Origin of the sequence: uncultured Ruthenibacterium sp., from assembly GCF_963558415.1 — a bacterium.
Classification (GTDB): Bacteria; Bacillota; Clostridia; order Oscillospirales; family Ruminococcaceae; genus Ruthenibacterium.
On sequence record NZ_CAUWGY010000065.1, the window covers coordinates 1 to 12,897 of the forward strand.

Annotated in this window: 15 protein-coding genes and 1 pseudogene; 14 read left to right on the forward strand and 2 right to left on the reverse strand. The window is 46.2% G+C overall.

The window, feature by feature from the left end; genetic code table 11:
• The 14 genes and pseudogenes from AB5H98_RS10080 to AB5H98_RS10145 form a co-directional block, all read left to right on the forward strand.
• A pseudogene (locus AB5H98_RS10080) lies at window positions 1-266 on the forward strand (signal recognition particle-docking protein FtsY); the annotation flags it as partial.
• 45 nt (window positions 267-311) lie between these two features.
• Window positions 312-986 (forward strand): RdgB/HAM1 family non-canonical purine NTP pyrophosphatase, encoded by a 675-nt coding sequence (gene rdgB, locus AB5H98_RS10085; protein WP_367925774.1) that lies wholly within the window; start codon window positions 312-314, stop codon window positions 984-986.
• Between the two features lie 30 nt (window positions 987-1,016).
• Window positions 1,017-1,319 (forward strand): YhbY family RNA-binding protein, encoded by a 303-nt coding sequence (locus AB5H98_RS10090; RefSeq protein WP_367925775.1) that lies wholly within the window; start codon window positions 1,017-1,019, stop codon window positions 1,317-1,319.
• On the forward strand, window positions 1,316-1,933 hold the full coding sequence (gene nadD, locus AB5H98_RS10095; RefSeq protein WP_367925776.1) for a nicotinate (nicotinamide) nucleotide adenylyltransferase: 618 nt from the start codon (window positions 1,316-1,318) through the stop codon (window positions 1,931-1,933). Before AB5H98_RS10090 ends, nadD begins: the two co-directional genes overlap by 4 nt.
• A gap of 5 nt (window positions 1,934-1,938) precedes the next feature.
• Window positions 1,939-2,520 carry a bis(5'-nucleosyl)-tetraphosphatase (symmetrical) YqeK gene (gene yqeK, locus AB5H98_RS10100; protein ID WP_367925777.1) on the forward strand — a complete coding sequence of 194 codons (582 nt, stop codon included), beginning with the start codon at window positions 1,939-1,941 and terminating at the stop codon, window positions 2,518-2,520.
• Between the two features lie 119 nt (window positions 2,521-2,639).
• On the forward strand, window positions 2,640-4,022 hold the full coding sequence (locus AB5H98_RS10105; RefSeq protein ID WP_367925778.1) for an LCP family protein: 1,383 nt from the start codon (window positions 2,640-2,642) through the stop codon (window positions 4,020-4,022).
• A gap of 21 nt (window positions 4,023-4,043) precedes the next feature.
• Window positions 4,044-4,397, forward strand: a complete 354-nt coding sequence (rsfS, locus tag AB5H98_RS10110) for a ribosome silencing factor (RefSeq protein ID WP_367925779.1) — start codon at window positions 4,044-4,046, stop codon at window positions 4,395-4,397.
• Window positions 4,398-4,454: 57 nt separating this feature from the next.
• Window positions 4,455-6,860 (forward strand): leucine--tRNA ligase, encoded by a 2,406-nt coding sequence (gene leuS, locus AB5H98_RS10115; protein ID WP_367925780.1) that lies wholly within the window; start codon window positions 4,455-4,457, stop codon window positions 6,858-6,860.
• 125 nt (window positions 6,861-6,985) lie between these two features.
• Complete coding sequence (rpsU, locus tag AB5H98_RS10120) at window positions 6,986-7,162, forward strand: 30S ribosomal protein S21 (RefSeq protein WP_349216128.1); 177 nt, start codon at window positions 6,986-6,988, stop codon at window positions 7,160-7,162.
• A gap of 94 nt (window positions 7,163-7,256) precedes the next feature.
• Complete coding sequence (locus tag AB5H98_RS10125) at window positions 7,257-7,763, forward strand: YqeG family HAD IIIA-type phosphatase (RefSeq protein WP_367925781.1); 507 nt, start codon at window positions 7,257-7,259, stop codon at window positions 7,761-7,763.
• Between the two features lie 22 nt (window positions 7,764-7,785).
• Window positions 7,786-8,856, forward strand: a complete 1,071-nt coding sequence (locus AB5H98_RS10130; RefSeq protein WP_367925782.1) for a M24 family metallopeptidase — start codon at window positions 7,786-7,788, stop codon at window positions 8,854-8,856.
• 105 nt (window positions 8,857-8,961) lie between these two features.
• Complete coding sequence (gene efp / locus AB5H98_RS10135; RefSeq protein WP_367925783.1) at window positions 8,962-9,519, forward strand: elongation factor P; 558 nt, start codon at window positions 8,962-8,964, stop codon at window positions 9,517-9,519.
• A gap of 66 nt (window positions 9,520-9,585) precedes the next feature.
• Window positions 9,586-10,011, forward strand: coding sequence for a CD1247 N-terminal domain-containing protein (locus AB5H98_RS10140; protein WP_367925784.1), 426 nt, complete (start codon window positions 9,586-9,588; stop codon window positions 10,009-10,011).
• A gap of 57 nt (window positions 10,012-10,068) precedes the next feature.
• Complete coding sequence (locus tag AB5H98_RS10145) at window positions 10,069-10,542, forward strand: YbaK/EbsC family protein (protein WP_367925785.1); 474 nt, start codon at window positions 10,069-10,071, stop codon at window positions 10,540-10,542.
• A 51-nt stretch (window positions 10,543-10,593) separates the two neighbouring features.
• Here the strand turns inward: AB5H98_RS10145 and AB5H98_RS10150 are convergent, their stop codons facing one another.
• Together AB5H98_RS10150 and AB5H98_RS10155 are read right to left on the reverse strand one after the other, a co-directional pair.
• Entirely contained in the window at window positions 10,594-11,973 is a 1,380-nt protein-coding gene (locus tag AB5H98_RS10150; protein WP_367925786.1) for an MATE family efflux transporter, read from the reverse strand.
• A 147-nt stretch (window positions 11,974-12,120) separates the two neighbouring features.
• Window positions 12,121-12,897, reverse strand: a 777-nt coding sequence (locus AB5H98_RS10155) for a galactose ABC transporter substrate-binding protein (RefSeq protein ID WP_367925787.1), incomplete at its 5' end; no start/stop codon positions are given.

Genomic DNA, 12,897 nt, shown 5'->3' on the forward strand with positions numbered 1-12,897 from the left:
CGGCCAGTGTGGAGACCTTGTTGGTGTTAGATGCTATTACCGGCCAAAATGCGATCAATCAGGCCAGTCAGTTTATTGATGCTGCGGGAGCTACCGGTGTTGTGCTCACAAAGCTTGACGGAACAGCCAAAGGCGGTGCCGTTATTTCCATCAAAGCCAAATTAGGACTTCCGGTCCGCTTTGTAGGTGTAGGCGAAGGCCTGGATGATTTGATGCCTTTTGACGCAGATGCATTTGCGGATGCGTTGTTTATGAGAGAAACTTGATTTTGAGGCTCTTCATTCGAAAAAATTTCATATTTGAGGTGTATTATGGAATTTATTGCGGCGACGAATAATGCGCACAAGTTAAAAGAGATGCGGCGCATTCTGGAGAAAATGGGCCATCGGGTACTGAGCCAGAGAGAGGCAGGACTGGATTTGGATCCGGATGAGACCGGATCTACGTTCAGCGAAAATGCCTGCATCAAAGCAAAAGCCATTTGTGACGCCAGCGGAAAACCTACGATTGCAGATGATTCGGGGCTGTGCGTAGATGCACTAAATGGAGCACCGGGTGTTTATTCCGCACGCTATTGTGGTCGCCATGGGGATGACGGTGAGAACAACCGAAAACTTATGCGCGAGATGAAAGATGTGGAGCAGGAGCGGCGCGGTGCAAAATTTGTAAGCGCGATTTGCATTTGGATGCCGGATCAAAGGCATGCAGTGTTTGAAGGAGAATGCCGCGGGAAAATAGGGTTTGAAGAAAAAGGTGAAAACGGATTCGGCTACGATCCGTTGTTCATTCCTGAAGAGATAGGGATTCCGGGAACGGTAGATACGGTGCACAATGAGTTGTGCCGCACGTATGCGCAACTGACTGCGGATGAAAAAGATGCTATCAGCCATCGTGGGCGTGCACTTCGTTTGATGGAAAAACAACTTCCGGAATTTTTAAATGATGCAGGGCTTCTCGCAACCGTGACGGGACCGGCGCATCTCTGAAAAAATAATACAGAGAGGGAATCAATAGATATGTTGACAAGCAAACAACGCGCAATTCTGCGCAAAGAAGCTCAGAATTTGGATGTGGTTTTTCAGGTAGGAAAGGGCGAGATTGATGAGTCGCTTGTCCATTCGACTTTGGAATGTTTAAATGCACGCGAACTGATCAAAATGCGTGTTTTGGAGACCAGCATGTATTCTGCGAAAGAAGCGGCGGCCATTGTGGCGGAGAAAACCGGCGCAGATTGTGTGCAGGTGATTGGCTCCAAATTTGTTTTGTATAAGCAAAAGGAAAAAGATAGCCGATATGCGGAATTGCTGAAAATAAAATGAGCAGCCGTATTTTGCTGTTCGGCGGGACTTTTGACCCACCACACAATGGTCACATGGAGTTACTGCGAGGTGCACAAGCAGTGGTTCGGCCGGACCTCGTGGTAGTAGAGCCTGCCGGAATACCACCTCATAAGCATGCTAGCGCAACACCGGCTGGAATACGGCTGGCGTTGTGCCAATGCTTTTTAGAAATTGGAGATCATGTATTCCTGGACGATACGGAAATTTTGCGTGGCGGGAAAAGTTACACACTGGATACATTGAATGAGATGCATCGACGTTTCCCAAATGCGGAATTTTACTTTTCCATGGGGAGCGATATGCTGCTTTCTTTTCGCCGATGGCATGGATATCAAGAACTTCTCCAAAAAATGACGTTGGTAGTACACAGCCGTCGAGATGAAGATATCGCTCCGCTTCATGCGTTTGCGCAAAGTTTGGAGCAAGAGGGTGGTCGCGTTTTGTTTGCGCCCGCCAGAATAGTGGAAATTTCCAGCACGCAGATTCGCGCCAAGGTGGAGCGAGGAGAATCGGTGATTGGATTAGTGCCGGAATGTGTAGAGAGAATGATTTGCCGATATGGATTGTATCGGCCGGTGGGGAAAGAAGAGTGAAAACTGTGATTTCAGTTCAGGAAGCAAAACGGTTGGCAAAGAAAAATCTCAGTGAAAAGCGTTATGAACATACGCTTAACGTAAAAAAACTTGCGGTGGAACTGGCGCGCCGCAATGGTGTGGATGAGAATAAAGCGGCATTGGCGGCTTATCTCCATGACATTGCGAAGGAGCTGCCAAAGGATCGATTGTTGCAGATTTTACGTGAAAATGATATAATAGCTAATAATGCACTGCAGCGCGCACCGGCTGTTTGGCATGGAATTGCGGCGGCTATTTTGGCGCAAAAGGAATATGGGATAGAGGATGAAGACGTCCTCTCTGCAATCCGGTGTCATACAACCGGAAAGCCCAATATGTCAAAGTTGGATAAAATTATTTATATGGCAGATATGGCAAGTTATGAGCGCTCTTATCCGGAAGCGGAATCTTTGCGCGCACATGTCTTGGAAAATTTGGATCGTGGTACGATTGAAGGGCTAGGAATGTCCATTGCTTGGTTGAAGGCCAGCGGAAAAAATGTGGACGAGTATTCTCTAGCTGCTTATGCGCAGCAACGGCAGGAATATTACGGTGCGAATAACTAAAAAGTGCTTTTGGTATGTGCAGAGGACATGGACATTCCCCAAGACGATTTGATAAAAGAAAGGATCGTCACAAGACCGTATGACTTTGAAAAAAAGACTGCCCATGGAGGGAACTTCTATTGAGAAATACAAACAGACCTCGACAAATCAATGTATCCCGTGCGAAGCATGCGTCTCGCCGTCCCAGTTCTAGCTCAGGGACTCGCAAAGCATATGATCAGGCCGTTTATCAGCCCGTACATCGTTCGTCAGGATCAAGGGTGAGTTCTTCATCTACAGCGAGTTCGCGTCAGCGTTCTGTGCAGAGCACGCGTAGTACTGCACACGCAGTGGATCCGCATGCTCCGGTGACAAGTCGCCGTAGAAAGAAAAAAAGAAGTACTGGCAAGAAAGTATTAGCGGCTTTTTTAGTTGTGCTTTTGATTACGGCTGGTGCACTGGGTGCGTTTTATTGGTATGTAGCTGATTCGCTGAAACCCGAGGTCAGCGGTTCGCTCACAGAGGAAATTGCCACACCGCCAGAGTATGGCAAGGATTTGACGAATATTCTCGTATTGGGAATTGACTACGATGACAATCCGGAAGAAGAAGCCTTAGGCGTACAGCGAAGTAAAAACGGCAATACGGATATGATTCTGTATGTGCAGTTTAACAAAAAGGAAAATACCGTGCACATGCTGCAGATTCCACGTGATACCTATGTGGGATTGGATTTGCCTACAGGTGGTACAGGTCGTATCAATGCGCTTTATGCCCATGGTGAGGATCAGGAAAACCGTGTGCAAAATCTTGCTCAGGTATTGTATGATCAGCTAAAGCTTCCAGTGGATGATTATGTTGTGATCGACATGCAAATGTTAAAGGGCATGATGACGGCTCTGGGAGATCAGTTTGCCTTGGAAGTGTATGTTCCTGTGACCATGGAGTATAATGGAAGCCGTCTGGAGCAGGGATATCATTGGCTTCAGGGCGAAGAGTTGGAATTCTTCTTGCGACAGCGCAAGGACGCAAGTGCTACGCCTCGTGGCGATTTGGATCGTTTGAATAATCAGCGATATTTCTATGCGGCTTTGTTTAAGTATATGCTCACAATGAGCTGGCAGGAAATGGTGAAACTGATGCCGGTATTTCTGCAGTATGTGGAAACGGATATCAGCCCCTTGGATTGTGCCGCATTGGGTGTTGCCGCTCTGAATGTACCAGCGGAAAACATATTGATGGGGCGTTTGCCTGTGTACGGAACCCAGGTTAAAGCGGATGGTTCGAACTGGGTGTCTGGAATTGCCATTCAGGAAACGGCGGATTTCCTGAACGAATACTTCCGACCAGCAGATGCGCCGGTCAGTGCTGACGAATTGAATATTCAATTGCCGGCTCCGGTTTCGGAAATGGGAGCCGTGGTTGATCCGGAGATGAGTCAGATGGGAACCGACGGTACAGTAGCGGATTATGATGAAACACAAGATACGTCCGGTGGAACAAGTGTACAACCGGCCGCGTAATGCAAAGAGTTAGGAGAATTTATGGAACCGAAAGCATTGGCATTGAAACTTGCTGCGATTTTGGATAAGAAAAAGGCTACACGTGTAAAAGTTCTTCGTGTACATGATTTAACAGTGATGGCGGACTATTTTGTAATCGCTTCAGGTACGTCTTCCACTCATGTGAAGAGCTTGGCAGAAGAGGCTGAATTTCAATTGAAGGAAGAAAATATTGTACCAATTCGCACGGAAGGATTTAATACGCAAAACTGGTTTATTTTGGACTATGGCAGCGTGATTGTTCATGTGTTCAGTCCGGATGCACGCGAGTTTTATGATTTGGATCACTTATGGGCAGATGGAGAGAACGTTCCGTTGGATTTTGTGGAAGAATGAGGCAGATACACGGTCAGTAGAGCCGTGTGAGATAAATCTTTTTTGGATGTGAAGAAAATGAAATACGATTTTAAGCAAGTTGAAAAAAAATGGCAAGATATTTGGGATAAAGAGCATACTTTTGCAGCAAAACAGGATTATACCCTTCCCAAGTATTACGCATTGGTAGAGTTCCCTTATCCTTCGGGGCAGGGTCTGCATGTAGGCCATCCCCGCAGCTATACGGCATTGGATATTGTAGCTCGTAAAAAACGTTTGCAAGGTTATAATGTTCTCTATCCGATGGGTTGGGATGCTTTCGGTCTGCCTACGGAAAACTATGCAATGAAAAACCACATCCATCCGGAAATTGTCACAGCGAAAAATGTAGCGCGTTTCAAAAGCCAACTGAAAAGTTTAGGACTTTCGTTTGATTGGGAGAGAGAAATCAATACGACGGATCCCAATTACTACAAGTGGACGCAATGGATTTTTCTACAACTGTACAAAAAAGGACTTGCTTACAAGAAGGAAATGAATGTAAACTGGTGTCCTTCTTGTAAAGTAGTATTGGCCAACGAAGAAGTGGTAGATGGTAAATGCGAGCGTTGCGGCGCGCAAACCACGCATAAGGTTAAAAGCCAATGGATGTTGAAAATCACTGCTTATGCAGATCGCTTGGTAGATGATCTGGATGATTTGGACTATATTCCGCGCGTAAAGACGCAGCAGAAAAACTGGATTGGGCGCAGCCATGGTGCAGAAGTAAAGTTTAAAACTACTGCGGGCGATGAGCTTTTGATTTATACCACTCGTCCGGATACTCTTTTTGGCGCGACTTATATGGTCATTGCGCCGGAACATCCTTCGATTGCCAAATGGGCAGACCGAATCCGCAATATGGACGAGGTGAAGGCTTATCAAGCAGAAGCGGCTAAAAAGAGTGATTTTGAGCGCTCAGAGCTTGTTAAAGAGAAGACCGGTGTAAAGATTGACGGCATTCATGCCATCAACCCGGTGAATGGTAAAGAAATTCCTATTTTTATCTCGGATTACGTGCTGATCAGCTATGGCACTGGTGCTATCATGGCGGTGCCTGCTCATGATGAACGTGACTGGGAATTTGCACATGCTTTCGGATGTGACATCATCGAAGTGGTCAAAGGCGGCGATGTAGAAAAGGCAGCCTATACGGATTGTGCCACTGGTGTAATGGTCAATTCGGGCTTCTTGAATGGAATGAGCGTGGACGAGGCGAAAAAAGCAATCGTTCAATGGCTGAGTGAGCAGGGAGTTGGAACACCGAAGACGAACTTCAAGTTGCGCGACTGGGTGTTCAGCCGTCAGCGTTATTGGGGCGAACCGATTCCCATGGTGCACTGTGAAAAGTGCGGCTGGCAGCCCATTCCTGAGAGCGAATTGCCGCTTCGTCTTCCTGAAATCAAAGACTTCGAGCCCGGCGAAAACGGTGAGAGCCCGTTGGCCCGTCATACGGAATGGGTGAACACAACTTGTCCGTGCTGCGGTGGTCCCGCAGTGCGTGAGACGGATACTATGCCGCAATGGGCGGGTTCTTCTTGGTATTTCTTGCGCTACATGGATCCTCACAACAATGAGGCATTGGCTTCTAAGGAAGCGCTGGCTTATTGGGGACCGGTAGACTGGTATAACGGCGGTATGGAGCATACGACTTTGCATTTGCTGTATAGTCGTTTCTGGCACAAATTCCTTTATGATATTGGTGTGGTGCCTTATTCGGAGCCCTATCGCAAGCGTACCAGCCATGGCATGATTTTGGGTGAGAATGGCGAAAAGATGTCCAAAAGCCGCGGAAATGTGGTTAACCCGGATGATATTGTCAATGAGTATGGCGCGGATACAATGCGGCTTTATGAAATGTTTATTGGTGATTTTGAGAAGAGTGCGCCTTGGAATACCGCTTCCATCAAAGGCTGCAGACGCTTTTTAGAGCGCGTGTGGGGATTGATGGAGATGGTGGAAGAAGGGACTGGCTATTCCAAAGAATTGGAAAGCATCATGAACCGCACCATTAAAAAAGTGACCGAGGACATCGAAGTTTTAAAAATGAATACGGCTATTGCCGCGATGATGAGTCTGCTCAACGCAATGTATGAGAAGAAGAGCGTGACAAAGGATGAAGTGCGTACACTCCTTGTTTTGTTGAATCCGTTTGCACCGCACATGACAGAAGAAATGTGGCAGCAACTTGGATTTGAAGGACAAATTGCCTATGCCAAATGGCCGGATTTTGATGAGGCCAAGTGTGTGGAGAGCGCCGCGGAAATTGCTGTGCAGGTAAACGGAAAAGTACGCGCAAAACTGGTGGTTCCAACGGATATTTCTAAAGAGGATGCAATTGCCGCTGCAAAGTCAGATGAGGCTGTAAAGAAGGCAATGGACGGGAAAACCATCTGCAAAGAAATCTATGTCCCGGGGAAACTTGTAAATATCGCTGTGAAGTGAAAGAAAATATTGACAGGCAGACCCTCGGCATTGTATAATCTAAGGTAGCTGCTGTTCTTGAAATTGTGCAGTGCATCGATTGGAGAGAAGCAGTTCCTACCTCAAAGGTTAAGGGAGGGAACAAGATGTCGGAAATTCGAGTAAAAGAAGGCGAATCGCTGGAGAGCGCGCTGCGTCGTTTTAAACGTTCTACTGCGCGTGCTGGTGTGCTGGCCGAAGTGCGTAAACGCGAGGCGTATGAGAAACCCTCTGTGCGGCGCAAGAAAAAATCCGAAGCTGCCCGCAAGCGCAAATATAAATAAGTTGCGGACACGCGGTAACTACGCGATGAGCGGGCCTCTTGCAGAGGTCCGCTTTTTGTGTTTTAAACATTGAGCTTGGAAAGGAGCAATCGGCGTGTCCATTTTTATGCCCACTCAGATGTTTCGGTCGGTTTCATCCATCACGCCGGAATATTTACGTAAACACGGGATTCGTGCGTTGATTTTGGATGTGGACAATACTTTAACCGGGCATGGAAGCCAAGAGCTTTCGGACCATGTGGCGCAATGGCTGGATCAGATGAAAAACTCTGGAATTGCTTTGGCAATTGCTTCCAATAACTTTGAAAAACGCGTAGCACCTTTTGCTCGTACAATTGGTGTAGAACATGTATCATTCTGTTGTAAACCCGCCCCATGGGGATTGGCCCGTGCGCGGAAAAAACTTGGGGTCTCTAAGAATGAAGTCGCGTTGGTGGGAGACCAAATTTTTACGGATGCAGTCGGTGCGAATTTGTATGGAATTCCCGTGCTTTTGTGCCAGCCTCTTTACCGCGATATAAAACCGACCATTCGGTTAAAACGTATCTTGGAACGTCCGCTCTTGAAGCATTATTGTAAAAAGGGTGGAAATATACTATAAAAAAAGAAAGAAGAGTATAGCGATGAAACAGCGTACAGACAAATTGATTGCCGCAATGCCTGCGGGCTTTGAGGCCGCGCTTATTTCAACGGAGGTCAACCGCTTTTACTTTTTGAATTTTGACTCCGGCGATGCAGGAACCGTATTGATTTTGCCGGATCAAACGTATTTCATCATTGATTCTCGCTACATCGAGATAGCCAATGCTGAGGTCAAACAGGCACAAGTAATTTTGCAGAAAAACGTGTTGGAACAGGTCCGTGAAATTCTTGAGAGTCATGGCGTAAAGCATTTGTACATGGAAAATAAGGCAACGGTTGCTTATGCAGAGCGAGTTCGTGCGGCTCTCACGGGAATTGAAGTGGACACCAGCGCGACTTTGTGCAATGCTATAGAAGCCATTCGTGCGATTAAGGGAGAAGAGGAAATTGCGGCAATGCGCCGTGCTCAGGTGATTACAGATGACTGCTTTGACCATATCTTGGGGTACATCAAACCGGGCATGCGGGAAATTGATGTGGCGCTGGAGATGGAGATGTTTATGCGCAGCCACGGGGCCGGAAAACTGGCATTTCCCACTATTTTGGTAACAGGCACCAAAACGAGCCTTCCGCACGGCGTTCCGGGTGAAAATGTGATCCGGGATGGCGATTTTATCACCATGGATTATGGCGCAAATGTGGATGGCTATTGCACGGATATGACCCGAACCATTGCGGTCGGCCATGTGTCGGATGAGCAGAAAAAGGTGTATGATACTGTTTTGAAAGCACAACTTGCCTGTTGTGAACAGGCGAAGGCTGGAATGCGTGGCTGTGATGTGGATAAAATTGCTCGGGATATTATTTATGCAGCGGGCTATGAAGGTTGTTTTGGCCACGGATTGGGACATGCCGTAGGAATTGAAATTCATGAGGAGCCTCGTTACAGTCCCATGTGCGAGACAGTGGTGCAGCCTGGAATGTTGATGACCATTGAACCAGGTATCTATCTGGAAGGCAAATTTGGCGTGCGCATTGAGGACACTACGATTGTTCGCGAGAATGGTTGCGAAATCTTAGGTAAGAGTGACAAAAACCTGATCATCCTGTAAAAATACGGGGCGAAGGGGTTGCAAAACAGGGGCTTTTCCTGTAAAATCTAATATAGAATAATACGGTACCAATGTGCCCATGAAAAGTTATGGAGGATGTAATTTATGGTTTCTGCTGGCGAGTTTCGCAACGGCATCACGTTTGAAGAAGACGGAAATGTTTATCAAATCATTGAGTTTCAGCATGTAAAACCCGGCAAGGGCGCGGCGTTCGTCCGCACAAAGATCCGCAATGTTATTACAGGTTCTGTAGTTGAGAAAACATACAACCCCACAGCTAAGTTCCCCACCGCTTATATCGAGCGCCGTGAGATGACTTATTCTTATGAGGATGGCGGCCTGTACTATTTCATGGACAATGAGACTTATGAGCAGATTCCTTTGAATGAGTCTGAACTGGGTGACGCGTTTAAGTTTGTGAAAGAAAACGAAGTTTGCAAGGTCCTTTCTTACAAAGGAAAGGTATTTGGCGTGGAAGCGCCGAACTTTGTGGTTCTTGAGGTCACCAAGACTGAGCCTGGTGTAAAGGGTAACACTGCGACGAACACTTTGAAACCTGCTACATTGGAAACAGGTGCCGAGATTCGTGTTCCTCTGTTCATCAATGAAGGGGATAAGATTCGTATCGATACTCGTACAGGCGAATATATGGAGCGCGCATAAGAAAAATATCCAATCCAGGCAAGACCGGCTACGGCCTTGCCTGTTGTTTATAAAGGAGGCAATGACATGGAACTGAAGGAGAAAGTAGCGTTTATCAAAGGCCTGATGGAAGGAATGGAATTCGACGTTACCACAAAAGAAGGAAAAGTTCTGAATGCAATTGTGGAATTGTTGGATCAGATGGCTGACTCTGTTGAGCAGATCGATGAAGATGTTGATCAGCTTTACGACGAGGTAGATGCAATTAGTGAAGATTTAGAGGATGTGGAATCCTGCCTTTATAGCGAAGATGAGGACAGCGAAGACGACGATTATGATGAGGAATATGAAGCAGGTTTATATGAAATTACCTGCCCCAATTGCGGTGAAGTTGTCTGCGTAGATGAGGATATGCTGGCGGATGAGAATCTGGCTTGTCCCAATTGTGGTACTAAATTTGAAGTGGATTTTAGTGAGGACGAGGAAGAAACGGAAAATTCCGAGGACGAATAATCTTGCTTGAAAAAGGCGCGCCGTCGGGCGCGCCTTTTTTATAAAGGAGTGTAAGATATGTCAATTGAAGCGGTACGCACATATCTCCAAACCTTTGGATTGGATGATAGAATTATAGAGTTTTCTCAGTCCAGTGCTACTGTGGAGCAAGCGGCACAAGCTAATCATTGTGATCCCGCTCGTATTGCAAAAACATTGTCTTTTCTTTTAGAGGATCGCTGCATCTTGATTGTAGCGGCGGGAGATGCAAAAATTGATAACGGAAAATACAAAGCGAGATTTGGGCACAAGGCTAAAATGGTGGCTTTTGACGATGTTGAAGAACGCGTTGGTCATGCGGCTGGCGGTGTGTGTCCCTTTGCGGTAAAAGACAATGTGGATGTATATTTGGACGAATCCCTAAAAAGATTTGATATCGTTTTCCCAGCGGCAGGAAATTCCTCCAGTGCGGTTCGTTTAACTCCGGCGGAATTGGAAAAGGCATCTGCATCCAATGGATGGGTAGATGTGTGTAAAGGATGGAACAATTAAACGAATTTCGGTAAAAAAAGAACCACCGGACATTTGTCCGGTGGTTTTCTTTTATGCAGATTTGCGATTCTTAGAATTTTCCAAACGATGGAATAAACGGACAAGGACAACTATCGCAGCAACCGAAAGAACGAGTTCCGCCGCGAGTTGCGCATAAGCAAGTCCATAGAGGGGAATGAGCCAGTTTAAAATGCACAACGCGGGAATTTCGAGGACAATTTTACGCAGAATGGCAAAGATAAGAGCCGCTTTTCCCATTCCGACCGCCTGGAATACGGCAACCGCCAGAAAGTCGATGCAAAGAAATGGAAGGCCCAGACAGAAGCCGCGAAGAAAATGAGAGCCATATTCGATGATTGACTCGTTTTGCATGAACAAAGCAATGAATGTAGCGGGAAAGACAAAATAAATCGCTGAGACTACTACAATCAACAGCAGAGCTGCACGCCCTGCAAACCACACAGTTTTTTTCATGCGGCGTGTGTTTCCGCTTGCATAATTGTAACTGATAAGTGGCATGATTCCTTGTGAAAGCCCCATGGAAATATACATGGGAACCATATTGATCTTTTGCGTAATACCCATCGCAGCAACCGCATTGGCGCCGTAAACGGAAGTAAAGTTATTCAGAATAGTCATACCCGTAACATTAAGCAGGTTTTGAATGGCCGCGGGAATTCCAACACCACATACTCCCACAACAATGTCTTTTTTTAGTGTGAATTTCTTAAGATTCAAACATACAAAGGTTTGACCACGTTTAACAAACAAAAGAATGAAAAAGTAAACACACGCCACGCAGTTAGAAATGAGCGTGGCAAAACCCGCACCTGCTGCACCTAAATTTAAACCCCAGGGAAGAATAAAAATAGGATCTAGAACAATGTTTAAAAGACATCCACTCATGGTCCCAATGCTTGCATGGAGCGCAGAGCCTTCCGCACGTACTAAATACGCCATTACGACGTTTAGAATAGCAGGCACGGCACCGCATTGTACTGTCCAAAACATATATTCTTCTGTGGCTGCTGCTGTGGAAGCATCTGCTCCTAAAAGAGAAAGCAAGGGGGTACGGAAAATGCTGCAAAAAAGGGAAAAAAGCACGCCGCATATTAAGGAGCAATAAAAACCAAAAGAAGAACTGTTGGATACAGTCTCATAATCTTTTCGGCCCAGCGCACGACTCATCATACTGGAACTTCCTACTCCGAAAAGATTATTAATGGCATTGAATGCCAGTAAAACAGGAGAGGCCAAAGTAACAGCCGCATTTTGAATTGGATCGTTGAGCATTCCCACAAAATATGTATCCGCCAAATTATAGATTACCATGACCAGTGAGCTGAGAATGGTGGGAATCGCCAGTTGTGCAACGGCGCGGGGAATCGCCGCCTTTTCAAAAAGCGCTGTTTTTTCATCTATGTGTTCCATTTTGCCATCTCCCCAATATAGAATGAACCTTTTTTATTGTAGCAGAATTTTTACTCAAAATATAAAAGATCGGCATAGTTCCACAATATTTTCACAAAGACCTAAAAAATAAATAAGAGGCGCAAGAAAAATCTTGCGCCTCTTCGATTATGTGAATTGTCCGGTGATGGGCTGGTAGGGAAGCCATACATAATGGGAGTCCTTCAAAGCCACAGCCTGAGAGGGGTCTTCATCACGTGCGAGGGCCACAGAAAGCGATAACAAAGCTTGGGCAATACCTTCTGCGTCATTTAAAACCGTTCCTTGAAGAGTCCCATTTTCAATTGCTTCCAAAGCAGGTGCAGTGGCATCCACTCCGACAATAAGGGGCATTTCTTCTTCGGATATTCCAGCATTTACAAGACTGTCAATGGCACCGAGCGCCATGTCGTCGTTATTGGAGATAACGGCCTCGATGTTGTTTCCATACTCGCGAATCCATTGTTCCATTCGTGCGGAGGCCTGTGTCCGATCCCAGTTGGCAGTCTCACTTGCAAGCTTTTCCACAGATATACCATTGGAGATCAGTGTTTGAATGGAATATTCCGTTCGAAGTAAGGTGTCTTGGTGGCCCGGTTCTCCCTCTAACATGACATATTGAAGGACATTGTCGCCATTTCGATCCACCTGATCTTTTTGATGGTTCCAGTAATCCGATAAGATTTCTCCTTGCAAAATTCCGGAGTCTTCAGCCATTGCGCCTACATAATATACGTAGTCCCAGCGCAGAATATCCTCTTCAACCGGTTCGCGATTAAAAAAGATAATAGGGATTTCAGCGGCTTGCGCTTTGTCAATGAGGACGGCGGCAGAAGTACGATCGACGATATTTACGCACAACACATCGTAGTCCAAAGAAATCAAGCGGTCAATCTGATCATTTTG

Bases quoted from the DNA above. Each gene is read 5' to 3' on its own strand.
- efp (WP_367925783.1), top strand. From the start codon at position 8,962: ATGGTTTCTGCTGGCGAGTTTCGCAACGGCATCACGTTTGAAGAAGAC.
- rpsU (WP_349216128.1), top strand. From the start codon at position 6,986: ATGTCGGAAATTCGAGTAAAAGAAGGCGAATCGCTGGAGAGCGCGCTG.
- AB5H98_RS10150 (WP_367925786.1), bottom strand. From the start codon at position 11,973: ATGGAACACATAGATGAAAAAACAGCGCTTTTTGAAAAGGCGGCGATT.
- AB5H98_RS10140 (WP_367925784.1), top strand. From the start codon at position 9,586: ATGGAACTGAAGGAGAAAGTAGCGTTTATCAAAGGCCTGATGGAAGGA.
- AB5H98_RS10090 (WP_367925775.1), top strand. From the start codon at position 1,017: ATGTTGACAAGCAAACAACGCGCAATTCTGCGCAAAGAAGCTCAGAAT.
- nadD (WP_367925776.1), top strand. From the start codon at position 1,316: ATGAGCAGCCGTATTTTGCTGTTCGGCGGGACTTTTGACCCACCACAC.
- AB5H98_RS10130 (WP_367925782.1), top strand. From the start codon at position 7,786: ATGAAACAGCGTACAGACAAATTGATTGCCGCAATGCCTGCGGGCTTT.
- rsfS (WP_367925779.1), top strand. From the start codon at position 4,044: ATGGAACCGAAAGCATTGGCATTGAAACTTGCTGCGATTTTGGATAAG.
- leuS (WP_367925780.1), top strand. From the start codon at position 4,455: ATGAAATACGATTTTAAGCAAGTTGAAAAAAAATGGCAAGATATTTGG.
- rdgB (WP_367925774.1), top strand. From the start codon at position 312: ATGGAATTTATTGCGGCGACGAATAATGCGCACAAGTTAAAAGAGATG.
- AB5H98_RS10145 (WP_367925785.1), top strand. From the start codon at position 10,069: ATGTCAATTGAAGCGGTACGCACATATCTCCAAACCTTTGGATTGGAT.